Raw genomic sequence first — 16,665 nt, forward strand, 5'->3', positions numbered from 1 at the left:
TTGGGGTGCCGCTGGGTGGCTCAAGTCATATGTCTTATATAAGAGTGTAGGGAAGCCCGGTGCAGCGCAACAAGTAGAACTTTGTCTTGCGTAAAAGTTTTTATTCCTTATTTTTCATATAGTTATGCGCCATATTTCGGGATGCGGAAAGATTTTTCCTATCATGAAAGACAGCGATGGTGCTGTGCGGCGCGCAATTTTTGCGGACCAAAACGACTTTCCGCATTATGAAACACCTCGACTTCCGCCCGACGCATCGCCGCCCCCAAAAAAACGCCGCAACAGCGGCGTTTCCTGGGCACAAGGAGGGGGATCACTCACGGGCCAGCCGATGCGCCACCCAATCCCCGCCTGTAATGACGGGCCGCCCAGCGACATGCTGCGCGCTCACCGGATACACGATGCAGTCGACGGTGCTGCCTCCAAGCACGACCGCATGGTTCTCGCGCACAAACAGCGCATCGCCGCCGGGGTAGACCTCTTCGATCTCGTCCAGCACGGGGACGAGCGCGGCATCGATGCGATAGATATCGCCGCGCACGGCGGTGCCGGTCGGGTCGAGCACCAGGCCGGGGTACGCGCCGAAATCGTACAGACGGCCGTGCAAGCTGGCGGACCCCAGCAGTTCAGGCTCGGGGATGCCGCGTGCGGCGGCGGCCACGCGCAGGTCGTTGGCCTCGCCGGCGCGCAACGTGCCGTAGACGAAGACATGGATGAGGCCGGGGTTGGACACCGGAAGGTTCATTGGCTGGCTCATGCGAGTTTGTCCTGCGAAACCAGCACGCCGTCTTCATCGGCATAGATCCACTCGCCCGACTGGATGTACGCGCCGGGCATCTGCACGCCCACCTCGCGCTGGCCAGCGTTCTTCTTGATACTCTTGCGCGGGTGCACGGCCAGGGCGTGGATGCCGACGTTGCACTCCGCCAGCTCGCGGGTATCGCGCACGCAGCCGTTGACGAGAATGCCTTCCCAGCCGTTCTCCTCGGCCAGCTTGCCGAGGTTGCCACCCACCAGCGCGCAGCGCAGCGAGCCGCCGCCGTCGATCACCAGCACGCGGCCGGCCCCCTGCTCTTCAAGCGCGGCACGCACCAGGCCGTTGTCTTCAAACACCTTGAGCGTGGAAGCAGGGCCCGCAAACGCGGCGCGCTTGCCAAAGCTGCGGAACACCGGCGTGAGCACGCGCAGGCTTCCGTAGATGAGCTTGTCTTCGTGCAGGTCGCACAGGTCGGTCACTGGGATCATCGTCATGGCAAATGGGATGTGAAAGGCGTTGGCGAATGCGGGTTCAGGGGCGGGCGCGGCTTGGTGACTGGGCGCGCAGCGAATCGATGGTCGCACGCGGGCTGATGATGTTCGGGTCGGTCTGTACCTCGATGAGCGTGGCAACCGGCGAGGCCAGCGCGGCCTCCACGGCCGACTGGAACGCTTCGAGCGTGCGCACGGTATGGCCTGCGGCGCCATACGCTCGGGCCAGCGCGGCAAAGTCCGGGTTGCGCAACTCGGTGCCGCTCACGTGCTCGGGGTATTCGCGCTCCTGGTGCATGCGGATGGTGCCGTACATGCCGTTGTTGACCACGATGAAGATCACCGGCGCGTTGTACTGCATGGCAGTCGCCAGCTCCTGGCCGTTCATCAGGAAGCAGCCGTCACCGGCCATGCAGATGACGGGCGTATCGGGGCAGACGATCTTGGCCGCCACCGCAGCCGGGGCGCCGTAGCCCATCGCACCGCTGGTCGGCGCGAGTTGCGTGCGCGAACCGGCGGCCAACGTACCGTATTGATAGAAACGATGCAGCCACGTCGCGTAATTGCCCGCGCCGTTCGTCAGGATGCTGTTGTGCGGCAGGCGCTCACGCAGCCACTGCATGGCGCGGGCCATGTCGATGCCGTGGCCGCTGAACGGCGGCGGCGTGATGTTGGCGAGGTAGTCGGCGTGCGCGGCTTGCGTCCACGCGGACCAGCGGGGCGCGGCATCGGGCGAGACGCCGTCCAATGCCTCGGCCATCGCCGGCATTGAGGCATGGATCATCAGCTCCGCCTGATAGACGCGCCCCAGTTCTTCGGCGCCGGCATGCACGTGGATGAGCGTCTGCTTCGGGCGCGGCACATCGAACAGCGTATAGCCGGACGTGGTCATCTCGCCCAGGCGCGGTCCGATGGCGAGCACCACGTCCGCCTCTTTCACACGCGCGGCCAGCTTCGGGTTGATGGCGATGCCGACATCGCCGGCGTAATTCGGGTGGCGGTTGTCGAACAGGTCTTGCCGGCGGAACACGCAGGCGGCAGGCAGATTCCAGCGCTCGGCAAACACCTGGATCCGGGCGGCAGCGGCCGGCGTCCAGCCCGAGCCGCCCAGCAGCAGCATCGGGCGCTCGGCGCTCTGCAGCAGCGTCTTCAGCTGCGCCAGGTCGCGCGGGCCGGGCCACGCCATCGCGCGGGGCATCGGCGGTACGTCCGCCACAGCGGCAACGTGCGTGAGCATGTCTTCGGGCAGCGCCAGGACCACGGGGCCCGGCCGGCCCGCGGTGGCCGTCTGGAATGCACGTGCGACGTATTCGGGAATGCGCTCCACGCTGTCGATCTGCGCGACCCATTTGGCCATCTGGCCGAACATGCGGCGGTAGTCGATTTCCTGGAATGCTTCACGGTCGACAAAATCGCGGCCGACCTGGCCGATGAAGAGGATCATCGGCGTGGAATCCTGGAACGCGGTGTGCACACCGATGCTGGCGTTGGTTGCGCCCGGGCCCCGCGTGCAGAAGACAATGCCGGGCCGGCCCGTGAGCTTGCCGTACGCATCGGCCATGTTGGCCGCGCCGCCTTCCTGCCGGCAGACGATGAAGCGTGCGCGGTCGCGCCGCTGGTAGAACCCTTCGAGCACCGGCAGGTAGCTTTCGCCCGGCACGCCAAAGGCGATGTCGACGCCATGCGCAACCAGCGCATCGACAAGGATCAGGCCGCCGTGACGCGGTTCGATGAGGGGGCTCGCGGCGCGTGCTGCGGTCTGCATGGCGGGTGGTCTCGCTCTCGATTCGTTGACGACACAACGGATCATAGCGGAACGCACCCCGCACGCGCACGCGTTCGCTACATCTGCCGGAACAGGTGCGCGTACTGGCGCGCCACGGGCAGCGTCTCGGTGCGCCCGCGCATCTTCAGGCCGAGGCGGCCGAGCGACAGGTGCACGGCGCTGGCCACATGCGCCACGTTGACCACGGTACCGCGATGCACCTGCCAGAAGTGCTCCGGGTCCAGCTGCGTCAGCAATTCGCGCAGGCTCATGCGGATGAGCGATTCGCCGCTGCTGGCCACGACGTTGACGTACTTGTCGGTGGCTTCCAGGTACAGCACCTCCTCCACGGGGATGAAACGCACCTCCTGCCCGACCAGCGCCTTGATGAAGCGCAGATACCCCCCCTGCGGCGCAACGCGCGTCTGCGCGGCGCTCTGCAGCCCAGCCAGCCGCTCGACGAGTTCTGCGAGCGTCTGCGCGGGGTCGGCCGCCGTCGTACTGTCTGCGCGTGTGCCCAGGCGCGCCTTCAGGCGCTTGACGGTCTCGGCCAGGCGCTCTGTCTGCACGGGCTTGAGCACGTAGTCGACCGCCGCCTGCTCAAACGCATCGAGCGCGAACTGGTCGTAGGCCGTGACGAACACCACGAGCGGACGGACCTCACGTTTCGACAGCTCCCGCGCCACGTCAATGCCGGACAGGCCCGGCATGCGGATATCCAGAAAGACGACGTCCGGCCCCTGCCCCGCGGCCGTATCGTCGATCACGTCGAGCACCGACTGCCCGTCGTACACGGCGGGCAGCAACGTGGCTTCAGGCCAGAGGGCTGTCAGTTCCGCGAGCAGGCTATCGGCCAATGCGGGTTCATCGTCGGCAATGAGCAAACGCGGGGAGGCGGGCATCGATCAGGTTCCGGCAGACGCGCGCGAAGACAGCGCGGAGTTGGCAGGCGAACGCGAGGGTTGTGAAAAGCGGCAGCGCCATTCGGGCGCATCGGCGTGCACCGGCGTGTCGGCGCTTTCACGCGCGAGCGGCAGCTCGACGATGATCGTCACGCCGTGCGGCACGGTCTCCGTAATCGTCAGGCGCGCATCGCCGTCGAACAGCCGCGACAGGCGCTCGCGCACGTGGGTGAGCCCCAGGCCCGAGCCCTTGCTGCCGTCGTTGCCGAAACCGACGCCGGTATCGCGCACCTCCAGCACGAGGCGCTCGCCTTCTTCGCGGGTCACGCGGCGGGCCGACAGCGCGATCTCGCCGCCTTCACGCGCGGGTTCGATGCCATGCACGACGGCGTTCTCGACGAGCGGCTGGATCAGCATGGGCGGAATGACGATGTTGGCGATGGCATCGTCCAGCGCCAATGAGAAACGCAGCCGATTGCCGAAGCGCAGCGCCTGGATATCGAGATACGCACGCAGCAGCGCAAACTCCTGCGCCAGCGTGCATTGCTCGGCGCGCGCATGCGAGAGCGACGCCCGCAGGAAGCCGATCAGATGCTGCAGCAGACGCCGCGCGCCGCCGGGGTCTTTCGCAATGAGCGCATCCACGTGGGCCAGCACGTTGAACAGGAAGTGCGGCTCGATCTGGGCCTGCAGCGCCATCAGCTGCGCGCGCACGACCTGCTTCTCGGCCTCTTCGCGGTCGAGCGCATCGAGCGCAGCCCGGCGCTCGAGGGCCGCGAGCTTGCCGCGCGACCAGTAGTAATACGTTGCGCCCAGCGCCGCCAGCATCGCGATGATGAAGCTCATGCGCAGGCTGTCGGCGCGCCACGGCTCGGCGGTGCTTCCGTTCAGGCACAGAATCGTGCGCGCGATCCACTGCCCCAGCGGCACGCCGATCACCACGGCGCCCACCACGATCCACGGAAACAGCTTCTTGTTGGGCGGGCCGTCGCCCCAGAACACGTGGCGCGGAATGCCGATCAGCGAGAACATCGACAGCCCGATCGCCTGGCTGAACACGAAGCTTTTCCAGAACGACTCCTCGGGCCGGATGCCGAACGCCAGCACGGCCGCGATCAGCGTATTGATGACGATGATGACGGCATAGCGGATGACCCAGCGCCGCACGAGGCGCAGGCACTCCGCAAGAGAAGGGAACGACACATTGGCGAACATGCCGGCGATCTTACCGGAGGCAACTTCGGCGTTGAAGCTTGGGATTTCCCGCATCAGCGGCCCGCCTGCGCGCGCAAGCGGGCGAGTTCCTGGTCAACCAGGCGCTGATAGCCGTTGCCCATGCTCCACGCCAGGCTCAGGCCATGCGCGGCCAGGCCCATCCCCCAGCCGAGCAGCGGCCAGACAAACCAGAATTGCCCGCGCGACAGCGCCATCGCTGCCAGCACGGCATTCACGGCCAGAAACGACAGGAGGTGGATGCGGAACCCCATGCGTGCGCCGGCGCGGTGGCGGGCGCGTCGCAACAGGGCTTGATCGGATTCGGCGGGCTGCGGGTAAGAGATGGCGGACATGGTGGTCTCCGGGGCAACCGAGGATGTCCGCAGTATAGGAATGGCGCCCGGGCAGGCACCACGTCGGTGCGACGAACCGCGCAATCGCGGGGCTGAACGGTCGCCATCCCGCGCCGGATCGGCCGTGCGGGGCTAGGCGGCCAACGCCTCCACGCGCGCCGACTGCGTCACCACGGAAGACGCCACCGCTTCGGCCACCGTTTCGCGCGACAGATGCGGCGCGAACATCCCGATGAAGTCATGTGCGTAGCCACGCAGGTACGCGCCACGGCGCACCGCCACACGCGTGGTGTTCGGCTCGAACAGGTGATCCGCCCCGATGCAGACGAGGTTGTCGTCCTTGCGCCCGTCATACGCCATCGACGCGATGATGCCCACGCCCACATCCAGCGCCACGTACGTCTTGATCACGTCGGCGTCCATGGCGGTCAGCACGATCTCGGGGTGCAGGCCGGCGCCGGCAAATGCCGCGTCGATGTTGCGCCGGCCCGTGAAGCCCGCGTCGTACGTGATGAGCGGATACTGCGCCACGTCTTCCAACGTCGGGAGCGGGTTCTTCGTCAGCGGATGGTCCGGGCTGACCACCAGCACGTGACGCCAGCGGTACGCCTCGAACGACGTCAGCCCCGGCTCGTTGGCCACGGCCTCGGTGGCGATACCGATATCGGCCTGCCCCGTCAGCAGCAGCTCGACGATGTGCGAGGGCGACGCCTCCTGCAGCGCCAGCGTGACGTGCGGGTATTCCTTACGGAACGACTGCACGACCTTCGGCAGCGCATAGCGCGCCTGGGTGTGCGTGGTCGCCACGGTCAGGCGGCCGGATTGTCGGCCGGAGAATTCCTCGCCGGCCTGGCGCAGGTTTTCGGCTTCGAGCAGCAGCCGTTCGACAATGCGGACGATCTCGCGGCCCGGTTCGGTCAGGCCCGTCAGGCGCTTGCCGTAGCGCTCGAAAATCTCCACGCCAAGCTCATCCTCCAGCTCGCGAATCTGCCGCGACACGCCAGGCTGCGACGTGTACAGCGCGTTGGCGACTTCGGTCAGGTTGAACTGGCGGCGCACCGCCTCGCGGATGGAACGCAGTTGCTGGAAGTTCATGGCTCGTGTCCTCTCGTATTGGTTGTCGTCGGAGCGTCGTGTTACACGGCGGCTTGCGCAACGGGCCGTGCATTGCCTTGCGCGAACACCCGGATCGCGCGCGGGCGCACCACCAGCGTTTCGCCTTCACGGAAGCCCTCGGCGCGGAAGCGCTCGATGGGCAGGGAGACTTCGATGATGTCGTCGGTGTCTTCGCGCTCCAGCTCAAGCTGCGCGATGGCGCCCAGCGTGAGCGCGCGGCGCAGCCTCACGGGAATGCCCTCGGCGCCCGGCGCATAGCGCTCGAGGTCGATTTCATGCGGGCGCACGAAGGCCACCGCCTGATCGGCGCGGGACGAATCCACACCGCCCGACGGCACGGCGATGGCCGAATCGCCCACGTGCAGCACGCTGCCGCCCTCGCCCTCTTCCAGGCGGCCGTGGAACAGGTTCACGTTGCCGAGGAAGCCGTAGACGAACGGCGTGGCCGGCGTGTTGTAGACCGCATCGGGGCTGCCGACCTGCTCCACCTGGCCGCGGTTCATCAGCACCACGTTGTCGGCCACTTCCAGCGCCTCTTCCTGGTCGTGCGTAACGAACAGGCTCGTGACATGCAGATCGTCGTGCAGGCGACGCAGCCAGCGGCGCAGCTCCTTGCGCACCTTGGCATCGAGCGCGCCGAAGGGCTCGTCGAGCAGCAGCACGCGCGGCTCCACCGCCAGCGCGCGCGCCAGGGCAATCCGCTGACGCTGCCCGCCAGACAGCTGCGGCGGGTAACGATCGGCCAGCCAATCCAGCTGCACGAGTTCCAGCAGCTCTTTCACCTTGGCGCGGATCTGCGCTTCGCTTGGCCGCTGCGCGCGCGGTTTCACGCGCAGGCCGAACGCCACGTTCTCGAACACCGTCATGTGCTTGAACAGCGCGTAATGCTGGAACACGAAGCCGACCTGGCGCTCGCGCACATGCTGGTCCGATGCGTCTTCGCCGTTGAGGTGAATCGTGCCCGAATCGGCATGCTCCAACCCCGCGATGATGCGCAGCAGCGTGGTCTTGCCGCAGCCCGACGGGCCCAGCAGCGCAGTCAGTTCGCCCTGCTTGAAGTCGAGCGAAACATCGTTGAGGGCAACGAAGTTGCCAAAGCGCTTGGTGATGTGTTGAACCTGGATGCTCATGCTGCGCTCCCTTCCAGCGGAGATTGCACGGAAATGTGCGAATTCGAATTGGATGTCTGTTGCGCCACGCGCTGCCCCGGACCTTCGCCCACGCCGGCATCAGCATCAGCCAGCTCGCGACGGCTGCGCCATTCGACCAGCGTCTTCAGCGCCAGCGTGACAAGCGCCAGCAATGTCAGCAGCGACGCCACGGCAAACGCGGCCGCAAAGTTGTATTCGTTGTAGAGAATTTCCACGTGCAGCGGCATCGTGTTGGTCAGCCCACGAATGTGGCCCGACACCACCGATACCGCGCCAAACTCGCCCATCGCCCGCGCGTTGCAGAGGATGACGCCATACAACAGGCCCCACTTGATGTTCGGCAGCGTCACGCGAAAGAACGTCTGCCAGCCCGAGGCGCCGAGCACGATGGCGGCCTCTTCCTCTTCACTGCCCTGCGCCTGCATGAGCGGAATCAGCTCGCGCGCCACGAACGGAAACGTGACGAACACCGTCGCCAGCACAATGCCCGGCACCGCAAAAATGATCTTGAAATCGTGATCGGAGAGATACGGCCCGAACCAGCCCTGCGCGCCGAACAGCAGCACGTAGATCAGGCCGGCAATGACGGGCGACACCGAAAAAGGCAGGTCAATCAACGTCAGCAGCAGGTTCTTGCCGCGAAACTCGAACTTGGCAATCGCCCATGCCGCCGCCACGCCAAACACCACGTTCAGCGGCACGGCAATCGCTGCTGTGGTCAGCGTCAGATAGATCGCCGAAAGCGCATCGGGCTCGATCAGCGCCTCGACATACACGTCGACGCCCTTCTTGAACGCTTCGACAAACACGCTCGCCAGCGGCACGAACAGGAACAACGCCAGGAACACGAACGAAACGAGGATCAGCGTTGCACGCACCCAGGCGGATTCTGCGGTGGCCCCTCGGCGGCCACCAGCGGGCGCCTGACCAAGTTGACGGGAAACAGTACCGGCCATGTCAGGCTCCAGCTGCCGCGTTGGCGGTCGGGGGTTCGGGGGCACGCTCGATGGCGTCATTGCGATTGCCGCGGCGGCGCGTCCACGCTTGCAGCAGATTGATGACCAGCAGCAGCGTGAACGAGATACCGAGCATGACGACGGCAATGGCCGTGGCCCCCGCGTAATCGAATTGCTCCAGCTTGGAATAGATCATCAGCGGCGTGATCTCGGAAACCATCGGCATGTTGCCGGCGATGAAGATGACCGAGCCGTATTCGCCGGTCGCACGCGCAAAGGCCAACGCGAAACCGGTCAGCAATGCGGGCAGCAAGGTCGGCAGGATCACGCGAGTGAAGGTCTGCCAGCGCGTGGCGCCCAGGCTGGCCGCCGCCTCCTCCAGTTCGGACTCCAGATCTTCGAGCACCGGCTGCACCGTGCGCACGACAAACGGCAGGCCGATGAACGTGAGCGCCACCACGATGCCCAGCGGCGTGAACGCGACCTTCAGCCCCAGCGGTTCCAGCCGCGAGCCGATCCAGCCATTCGGCGCGTACAACGCGGTGAGCGCAATGCCGGCCACCGCAGTCGGCAGCGCAAACGGCAGGTCGACCAGCGCATCGATCAACCGCTTGCCCGGAAAGCGATAGCGCACCAGCACCCACGCCACGATCAGCCCGAACACGAGGTTGATTGCCGCCGCAATCAGCGACGCGCCGAACGTCAGCTTGTACGACGCCACCACGCGGGGCGCGGTGACGGTGGTCCAGAACGCGTCCCACGTCATGGTGAACGTCTTGAGGACGGTGGCCGACAGCGGGATCAGGACGACCAGCGCGAGATACAGCAGCGAAAAACCCAGTGCCAGCCCGAAACCAGGCAGGACGTTGGCGGGCTTTCGCCGCTGGGCAGGAGAAAACGCAGAAGACAGGCTCATCAGCGCAACCAAGGAAAAGGCCGCAAACCCTGCGACCTATTGCAGATGCACCGATTGTGGCGAGCTGCCCTTATGAAGAAAACGAATATTTGCGCATGTGCATCATCGTTTTAGATATAAGGGGTGCTGGGCAAGACATCCCATTGCGCTTGCCAGTCGGCGCCATCTCGGGTGGTGCCTTCAGCACTTGCGCGGCTAATGAGGCGCTCCAGCAGGGTCAGACCGGCGTCCCAGTCGCCGAGGTTGGAATCGGCGTTGATGTGCCCGGCGTCGCCCGCATCGATGAATTCGGCGCCCCAGCGGGCCGCCCAGTCGAGGGCGCTGGCCTGCGTCATCCACGGGTCGTTGCGGCTGGCGATAACCGCGGCGGGAAACGGCAGCGCGCGCTGCGGCAGCAGGTCGCGCACGCCGAACTTGTCCGGATCGGCCGGTGCGACGAGCAACACAGCGGCCACGGCGTCCTTGGGCTCCTTTCCGCGGGTTGCCCAATGCAGCGACGCCAAGCAGCCAAAGCTGTGTGCCACCAGGATCACGCGGCGGGCGCGCGCTTGGCCAGCCAGGGCGGTGCGCACGGTTTCGCCCACGCGGGCAGACCAGCGCGGCAGGTCGGGCGTCGACCAGTCCGTCTGTTCCACACGGTGCCAGTCCGGAAAGCGGGCCTCCCAGCGCGTCTGCCAATGGCCCGGGCCGCTGCCATGCAGCCCAGGGACGGTCAGGACGACGGCGTCGGCAGGCCAGTGCCAGTCCAAAGCCTTCGATGCGGTTGCGGGTGCGCTACGTGCCATGGAATGGGGCTCAGTCCGTCAGAGAAAAGCCGGCGCACTGCTGCTGTTGCAACAGCGGTGCCTGCGCCATCGGCGCGATGACGGCCGGCGTGGGGATGGCCTCGGGCTCAGGTTCTGCGCCCGGCAGGATGGTGCCCTGCACGTACGTGATGCCGGCTGCCCGGGCAAGCTGCAGGTCGCCCGGACGTTCGCAGCGGCGCAGGGCCAGCGTCACGCCAAGTTCGTGCGCCGATTCGGCCAGCGACAACAGGTGCCGGACGTTCCAGTCACGCCGCGCGTCGAGCTTGAGGAACGCGGGCCTCGCGTGTACGAGCAACGCGCCCGCCTCGGCCGGGTCCGATGCCTGCACGGCCACGGCAAAGCCGTTGCGCCGGTAGTTGTCGACCACGAACAGCAGCAGGCCCAGGTCGTCATTGGCGGTGGACGGCACCTGGATGACGAACTGCTCGGGCCGCAACCCCAGCGCCGTCACTGCACGATGGAATGCCTTGCCGTGGTCGGCCGCCACCGCGGCCAGCAAGCGGCCGTGGATATTCACCACCAGCCGCCGCGCATCCGAGCGCGCAAAGTAGTTCAGCGTATGCACGAGCCGGCACAGGCGGTCGAGTTCCACCAGCGTGCTGTCGTCCGACGCCAGCGAGAACACCTTCCACGGGTTCAGGCCCCGATCGCCGTCGCGCGTCCAGGTGCGCATCAGCGCTTCATGGCCGGCGGGTGCGAGCGAGCCGTCGGCGGCAAGCTGCCAGATGGGCTCAAACAGGCTCGTGAGCGCGCAGTGGAAGAACTGGCCCTGCACGCGGCCGCTGGCGTCGCGCCACAACTGGCGATCCGGCGTTGGCGCGTTCGGCAGCGTGCCGAGAAACTGTGCGAGTGCGGTGGTGTGCATGAGACTCATCGAGATGGGGGCTCCCAAGGAAAGTCACCCCTCCTCCAAGGGCGGATGGCGCTTACAGCTTGGCGATCGAAACTTCAGTCGCCTTCACCAGCGCAACCACTTCACTGCCGATCTTCAGCCCGAGGTTGTCGACCGAGCGCGTGGTGATGACCGAGGTCACGATGCCGGCCGCCGTCTCCACGTCGATCTCCGAGAGCACGTCGCCCCGGATGATCTCCTTGATCTGGCCGCGAAACTGGTTGCGTACGTTAATCGCTTGAATGGTCATGATGTTCCTTCGTAGTAGATGACAACAGCGTGTTGTTCAATCGGATGCCGACGAATGTTCTCGGGAGAACGGCTTGCGCCGGCTTACACGGCCCAGCGCACCGCCGTGGCCGCGACGTCAAAGGGTGATGCCCACGCCGTGCGCGCGCGCACATCGGTCACTTCATTCGGATCGACCTTGCGCTGCATCACGCGGTTGAGAATGGCCTCCTCGAGTCGCGCAAACGCGGGCGAACCGCGATGGCGCGGGCGCGGCAGGTCGATGCGCTCGTCCAGCGCGATGCGGCCGTCTTCGATCAGCACCACGCGGTCGGCCAGCGCCACTGCTTCGGCCACGTCGTGCGTGACGAGCACGGCGGTAAAGCCGAGGCGCTGCCAGAGGCCTTCGATCAGGTTCTGCATGTCGATGCGGGTCAGTGCATCGAGCGCGCCGAGCGGCTCGTCGAGCAGCAACAGGCGTGGGCGATGCACCAGCGCACGGGCCAGCGCCACACGCTGGCGCTGGCCGCCGGACAGGCGCGCGGGCCACTCCCCTGCCCGCTCGGCCAGCCCGACTTGCGCGAGCACCTCGGCGGCCTGCGCGCGCTGCGTTTTTGGCAGGCCCAGCGCCACGTTGTCGAGCACCCGCTTCCACGGCAGCAGGCGTGCGTCCTGGAACATCACGCGCGCATCGTCATGCAGGCCGTCTTCGGCCTCGCCGTCGCGGCGCAGGTGGCCGCCGTCGATGCCCTCCAGCCCCGCGATCAGCCGCAACAGCGTGCTCTTGCCGCAACCGCTGCGCCCGACGATGACGACAAACTCGCCCGGCGTGATCTCCAGGTCGATGCCGTGCAGGACTTCACGGTCGCCGTAGCGCTTGACGACGTGCTCGATGTGCAGTGCGGTGCCGGCCAGCGCGGCGTGCTCGGTAGCGTTGCTTTGCATGGGTTTCTCCATTGCGCTCAGGCGGCCGCCTGATAACCGGGGTGCCAGCGCAGCCAGTAGCGCTCCAGCCCTCGCGACAGCCAATCCGCCACCTTGCCCAGCAGCGCATACAGCAGGATGCCGAGCAGCACCACATCGGTCTGCAGGAACTCGCGCGCGTTCATCGTCATGTAGCCGATGCCGGCCTGGGCCGAGACGGTCTCGGCAACGATCAGCGTCACCCACATCAGCCCCAGCGAGAAGCGCACGCCAACCAGGATCTGAGGCAGCGCGCCGGGCAGAATCACCTCGCGATACAGCTGCGCACGCGACAGGCCGTAGCTGCGCGCCATCTCCACCAGCGCCGGATCGACCGAGCGGATGCCGTGGTACGTGTTCAGGTAGATCGGGAAGAACACGCCCAGCGACACAAGGAACAGCTTGGCCGACTCATCGATGCCGAACCACAGGATGACCAGCGGAATGAGCGCCAGCACCGGGATGTTGCGCACCATCTGGAACGTCGTATCGAGCAGCGTCTCGGCCGTGCGGAAGGTGCCCGTGAGCAGCCCCAGCACCAGCCCGAGCGAGCCGCCGATCGCAAAGCCCACCAGCGCACGCCACGTGCTGACCGCCACGTGCGTCCACAGCTCGCCCGAGCGCGCCAGTGCGATGGCGGACTTGGCCACGTCCAGCGGCGCCGGCAGGATGCGGTTCGACAGCCAGCCCCATTGCGCAGACGCCTGCCACAGCACCAGCAAGACGATCGGCACGATCCAGGGGGCAATGCGTTGGCGTGCCGCGCGCAGGAACGTGCTGGCTGTGCGTTTCGATTCGGAAGCCATGGCGTGCTCCTTCAGCTTGCGGCCACTTTGGGCACGATGCCGGTGGCGATCACCTCGCCAAATGGGCCGTTGAGCACGTTGCCCGGCAGCTTGTCGCGCACCGAGCGCGGCAGCAGCGGGAACACCAGTTCGGCAAAGCGGTACGCCTCTTCGAGGTGCGGATAGCCGGAGAGGATGAACGTATCGATGCCCAGCTCGGCGTATTCCTGCATGCGGGCGGCCACGGTCTGCGGGTCGCCCACCAGGGCCGTGCCGGCACCGCCGCGCACCAGCCCCACCCCGGCCCACAGGTTCGGGCTGATCTCCAGATCGGCACGCGTGCGCTTGACGCCGTTGGCATGCAGGGCGGCCATGCGTTGCTGGCCGGCCGAATCCATCTTGCGGAAGGCCTCCTGCGCGCGGGCGACGGTGTCGTCGTCGAGCTTGCTGATGAGCTTGTCGGCGGCCGCCCATGCCTCGTCTTCCGTCTCACGCACGATCACGTGCAGGCGGATGCCGAACTTGACCGTGCGGCCATGCCTGGCGGCGCGCTTGCGCACGTCGGCCAGCTTGTCGGCCACGGCCGCAGGCGGTTCTCCCCAGGTCAGGTACGTGTCGACCTGCTCGGCGGCGAGCTCATGCGCCGCCTCCGACGAACCGCCGAAATACACCGGCGGATACGGCTTCTGCACCGGCGGGTACAACACCTTCGCGCCCTTCACGCTGAGGTGCTTGCCGCTGTAATCGAGCGCGGCGCCTTCGTGGCTCGCGGCCAGGGTTTCACGCCAGATGCGGATGAACTCTTCCGATGCCTCGTAGCGCTGCGCGTGGTCCAGGAACAGGCCATCGCCGGCCAGCTCGGCCGGATCGCCACCGGTGACGAGGTTCACCAGCAGGCGGCCGTTCGACAGGCGGTCATACGTCGCCGCCATGCGCGCAGCAAGGGTCGGCGCCATCAGGCCCGGGCGCACCGCCACCAGGAAGCGCAGGCGCTTCGTCACGGGAATCAGGCTCGCTGCAACGATCCACGGGTCTTCGCACGAACGCCCCGTCGGGATCAGCACGCCCTCGTAGCCGAGCGTATCGGCGGCCACGGCCACCTGCTGCAGATAAGTGTGATCGACCTGGCGTGCGCCCTCGGCCGTGCCGAGGTAACGGCTGTCGCCGTGGGTCGGGATGAACCAGAAGACTTGCATGACAGCTCCTTGGATGGTGTTGTTCTCGCCGTTCTCGGCCGGCCCCTCACGCGCGGGCAATCGCCAGCTGCGCCGGGCTCGGATGCCAGACCAGCTCGATCGGCTTGACCGCGCGCGGAATCAGCCCCAGCCCGTGGAACGCATCGGCCACGCGCTGCTGCTCGGCAATGGCCTCGGGCGTGACGGGCCGCACCGGAGACTGCGGCCGCCGCGACAGGAACAGATGCACCGTCGCGAGCGACAGGCCCGAGAAATCGGCAATGCGCTGCGCGGCTTCCTTGCGGTTCTCCTGCACGAGCCGGTCTGCGCGCGAGAGTTCGGCAAAGATCGCGGCGATGGTGTCGCCGTGCTGCTCGGTAAAGGCGCGCGGCGCGAAATAGAACGAGTTGTTGGACGACAGCGTGCGCCCCGTCGCCAGCACGCGCGGCTTGATGGCCAGCTCCGTGGCGGCGTAGTAAGGGTCCCAGATGCCCCAGGCGTCCACGGCGCCACGCTCGAAGGCGGCGCGCGCGTCGGCGGGCGTCAGGTACACGGGCTGGATATCGGCAAAGCCGAGCCCCGCTTTCTGCAGGGCGCGCACGATCAGGAAGTGCGAGCTCGATCCTTTCTGAAACGCCACGCGCTTGCCCTTCAGATCGGCCAGCGTCTTCAGTGGCGAGGCCTGCGGCACCAGAATCGCCGAGCTGTCCGGCTTGGGCGGCTCCACGCCCACGTAGCGCAAGTCCTTGCCGGCGGCCTGGGCAAACACCGGCGGGGTATCGCCAGTGAAGGCCAGGTCAAGGCTGCCTGCGGACAGCGCCTCCAGCTGCTGCGGCCCGGCCGGAAACTCCAGCCAGCTCACCTTCGATTCGGGAAAACGCTGCTCCAGCGCGCGGCTTTCCTTGACGATGACGAGGTTGACCGCGCTCTTCTGGAAACCGATGCGCAGTTGCGCAGGCGGGGTGATCTTCGGCAGGTTGGCCGGCACGCCCGCAGCGTTGGCCGCCTGCGACACCGGCGCCAGCGATGCCAGCGACGCACCGGCCACGGAAGCGCCCAGCAGACGACGACGTTGGATATCGATGGTCATGGCAGTCAGCGAGCGGCTTGTTGCGTGGCGGCCGGCGCGACCGGCTTCCAGGCGGAATCGGCCACCTTCACCTGACGCGGAATCAGCTTGAGCGTGTGGAACGTATCGGCAATGCGCTGCTGGTCGGCCAGCGCCTCGGCCCCGACCGGCTGGATGCCGTACGCAATGCGCGACACCGAACGCGCCACCACCGCCGGCTCCAGGCCAAGCTGCGGGCCGAGAATGGTCGTCACCTCCTTCGGGTTGGCCGCGGCCCAGGTGTCGGTCTTCTTCAGTTCATCCAGCACGATGTTCAGCACATCGGGCCGCGCGCCCGCATAGCCCTTCGAGGCCAGGAAGTACTGCGAGTTGTTGACCACGCCCGTGCCGTCGGCCAGCACGCGCGCGCCCAGCTGCTGTTCAGCCGCGGCAAAGAACGGATCCCAGATGACCCAGGCGTCGACGGCGCCGCGCTCGAAGGCAGCGCGCGCATCGGCGGGCGTGAGGTACACGGGCTGGATATCGCTGTAAGGCACATTGGCCTTTTCCAGCAGTTTCACCAGCAGGTAATGCACGTTCGAACCCTTGTTGAAGGCGACGCGCTTGCCTTTGAGATCGGCCACGCTCTTGAGCGGCGAAGTCTTCGGCACGATGATCGCCTCGCCGGTGGGCGCAGGTGGCTGGTTGCCGACATAGACGAGATTCGCGCCGGCAGCCAGCGCGAAGATCGGCGGCGCTTCACCCGTGGTGCCGAAATCGATGGCGCCCACGTTCAGGCCTTCCAGCAGCTGCGGGCCCGCGGGAAACTCGGTCCACTTCACTTCGATGCCCTGCGCGGCAAGGCGCTTTTCCAGCGTGCCGCGCGCCTTGAGCACGGTCAGCGTGCCGTACTTCTGGTAGCCGATGCGCAGTTGCTTGGCAGCGGTTGGCGGCGGGGCATCGCTGTTGGCAGACACGGCCGGTGCACCGAGCGTGGCGAGCAGCGCTGCGAGCGTCAGGGAAGCGCGGGTCAAGGTCCTGCGCAGTTGTGAGTGGTTCTTCATGGCAAGTTCGGTCGATGCGAAATGTTGGGGCGGCACGATCCGCGCGCAGGCGCTGCGCGGGCATGACAACAACGGGAAACTC

18 protein-coding genes are annotated in these 16,665 nt (G+C 66.7%); all 18 read right to left on the reverse strand.

Annotated features, from left to right (window positions below; translation table 11 throughout):
• Positions 1–313: 313 nt before the first annotated feature.
• The 18 genes from KHN96_RS09715 to KHN96_RS09800 all read right to left on the reverse strand — a co-directional run bounded on the left by KHN96_RS09715 (position 314) and on the right by KHN96_RS09800 (position 16,583).
• A complete protein-coding gene (locus tag KHN96_RS09715) occupies positions 314–757 on the reverse strand; it encodes a gamma-glutamylcyclotransferase family protein (RefSeq protein ID WP_238587592.1) in 444 nt (147 codons plus the stop codon).
• Positions 754–1,251: a ribonuclease E activity regulator RraA gene (gene rraA, locus KHN96_RS09720; RefSeq protein WP_045786707.1), complete on the reverse strand. Its 498-nt coding sequence runs from the start codon at positions 1,249–1,251 to the stop codon at positions 754–756. The genes KHN96_RS09715 and rraA overlap by 4 nt, the downstream gene beginning before the upstream one ends.
• Before the next feature lie 37 nt (positions 1,252–1,288).
• Entirely contained in the window at positions 1,289–3,013 is a 1,725-nt protein-coding gene (locus tag KHN96_RS09725) for a thiamine pyrophosphate-binding protein (protein WP_062739129.1), read from the reverse strand.
• A gap of 77 nt (positions 3,014–3,090) precedes the next feature.
• On the reverse strand, positions 3,091–3,915 hold the full coding sequence (locus KHN96_RS09730; RefSeq protein WP_045786705.1) for a LytR/AlgR family response regulator transcription factor: 825 nt from the start codon (positions 3,913–3,915) through the stop codon (positions 3,091–3,093).
• 3 nt (positions 3,916–3,918) lie between these two features.
• Positions 3,919–5,184: a sensor histidine kinase gene (locus KHN96_RS09735; RefSeq protein ID WP_045786704.1), complete on the reverse strand. Its 1,266-nt coding sequence runs from the start codon at positions 5,182–5,184 to the stop codon at positions 3,919–3,921.
• The gene (locus tag KHN96_RS09740; RefSeq protein ID WP_045786703.1) at positions 5,184–5,483 is read right to left on the reverse strand and encodes a 2TM domain-containing protein; all 300 of its coding nucleotides are present in this window, start codon (positions 5,481–5,483) and stop codon (positions 5,184–5,186) included. The genes KHN96_RS09735 and KHN96_RS09740 overlap by 1 nt, the downstream gene beginning before the upstream one ends.
• 132 nt (positions 5,484–5,615) lie before the next feature.
• Positions 5,616–6,578 (reverse strand): CysB family HTH-type transcriptional regulator, encoded by a 963-nt coding sequence (locus KHN96_RS09745; protein ID WP_062739128.1) that lies wholly within the window; start codon positions 6,576–6,578, stop codon positions 5,616–5,618.
• A gap of 41 nt (positions 6,579–6,619) precedes the next feature.
• Positions 6,620–7,729 carry a sulfate/molybdate ABC transporter ATP-binding protein gene (locus KHN96_RS09750; RefSeq protein ID WP_062739127.1) on the reverse strand — a complete coding sequence of 370 codons (1,110 nt, stop codon included), beginning with the start codon at positions 7,727–7,729 and terminating at the stop codon, positions 6,620–6,622.
• Positions 7,726–8,706 (reverse strand): sulfate ABC transporter permease subunit CysW, encoded by a 981-nt coding sequence (cysW, locus tag KHN96_RS09755; RefSeq protein WP_062739126.1) that lies wholly within the window; start codon positions 8,704–8,706, stop codon positions 7,726–7,728. Before cysW ends, KHN96_RS09750 begins: the two co-directional genes overlap by 4 nt.
• A gap of 1 nt (position 8,707) precedes the next feature.
• The gene (cysT, locus tag KHN96_RS09760; protein WP_062739125.1) at positions 8,708–9,622 is read right to left on the reverse strand and encodes a sulfate ABC transporter permease subunit CysT; all 915 of its coding nucleotides are present in this window, start codon (positions 9,620–9,622) and stop codon (positions 8,708–8,710) included.
• Positions 9,623–9,732: 110 nt separating this feature from the next.
• Positions 9,733–10,407 (reverse strand): RBBP9/YdeN family alpha/beta hydrolase, encoded by a 675-nt coding sequence (locus KHN96_RS09765; RefSeq protein WP_115043942.1) that lies wholly within the window; start codon positions 10,405–10,407, stop codon positions 9,733–9,735.
• A gap of 10 nt (positions 10,408–10,417) precedes the next feature.
• Entirely contained in the window at positions 10,418–11,302 is an 885-nt protein-coding gene (locus tag KHN96_RS09770; RefSeq protein ID WP_062739123.1) for an EAL domain-containing protein, read from the reverse strand.
• A gap of 52 nt (positions 11,303–11,354) precedes the next feature.
• The gene (locus KHN96_RS09775; RefSeq protein WP_045786697.1) at positions 11,355–11,570 is read right to left on the reverse strand and encodes a TOBE domain-containing protein; all 216 of its coding nucleotides are present in this window, start codon (positions 11,568–11,570) and stop codon (positions 11,355–11,357) included.
• Between the two features lie 83 nt (positions 11,571–11,653).
• On the reverse strand, positions 11,654–12,493 hold the full coding sequence (locus KHN96_RS09780) for an ATP-binding cassette domain-containing protein (protein WP_062739122.1): 840 nt from the start codon (positions 12,491–12,493) through the stop codon (positions 11,654–11,656).
• Positions 12,494–12,510: 17 nt separating this feature from the next.
• Positions 12,511–13,317 carry an aliphatic sulfonate ABC transporter permease SsuC gene (ssuC, locus tag KHN96_RS09785; protein WP_045786695.1) on the reverse strand — a complete coding sequence of 269 codons (807 nt, stop codon included), beginning with the start codon at positions 13,315–13,317 and terminating at the stop codon, positions 12,511–12,513.
• Positions 13,318–13,328: 11 nt separating this feature from the next.
• Entirely contained in the window at positions 13,329–14,492 is a 1,164-nt protein-coding gene (ssuD, locus tag KHN96_RS09790) for an FMNH2-dependent alkanesulfonate monooxygenase (RefSeq protein ID WP_045787851.1), read from the reverse strand.
• A 46-nt stretch (positions 14,493–14,538) separates the two neighbouring features.
• Entirely contained in the window at positions 14,539–15,561 is a 1,023-nt protein-coding gene (locus KHN96_RS09795) for a sulfonate ABC transporter substrate-binding protein (RefSeq protein WP_062739121.1), read from the reverse strand.
• A gap of 5 nt (positions 15,562–15,566) precedes the next feature.
• A complete protein-coding gene (locus tag KHN96_RS09800; RefSeq protein ID WP_062739120.1) occupies positions 15,567–16,583 on the reverse strand; it encodes a sulfonate ABC transporter substrate-binding protein in 1,017 nt (338 codons plus the stop codon).
• Positions 16,584–16,665: the final 82 nt, after the last annotated feature.

The sequence above is a fragment of the Ralstonia mannitolilytica genome, from assembly GCF_905397375.1.
GTDB lineage: Bacteria > Pseudomonadota > Gammaproteobacteria > Burkholderiales > Burkholderiaceae > Ralstonia > Ralstonia mannitolilytica.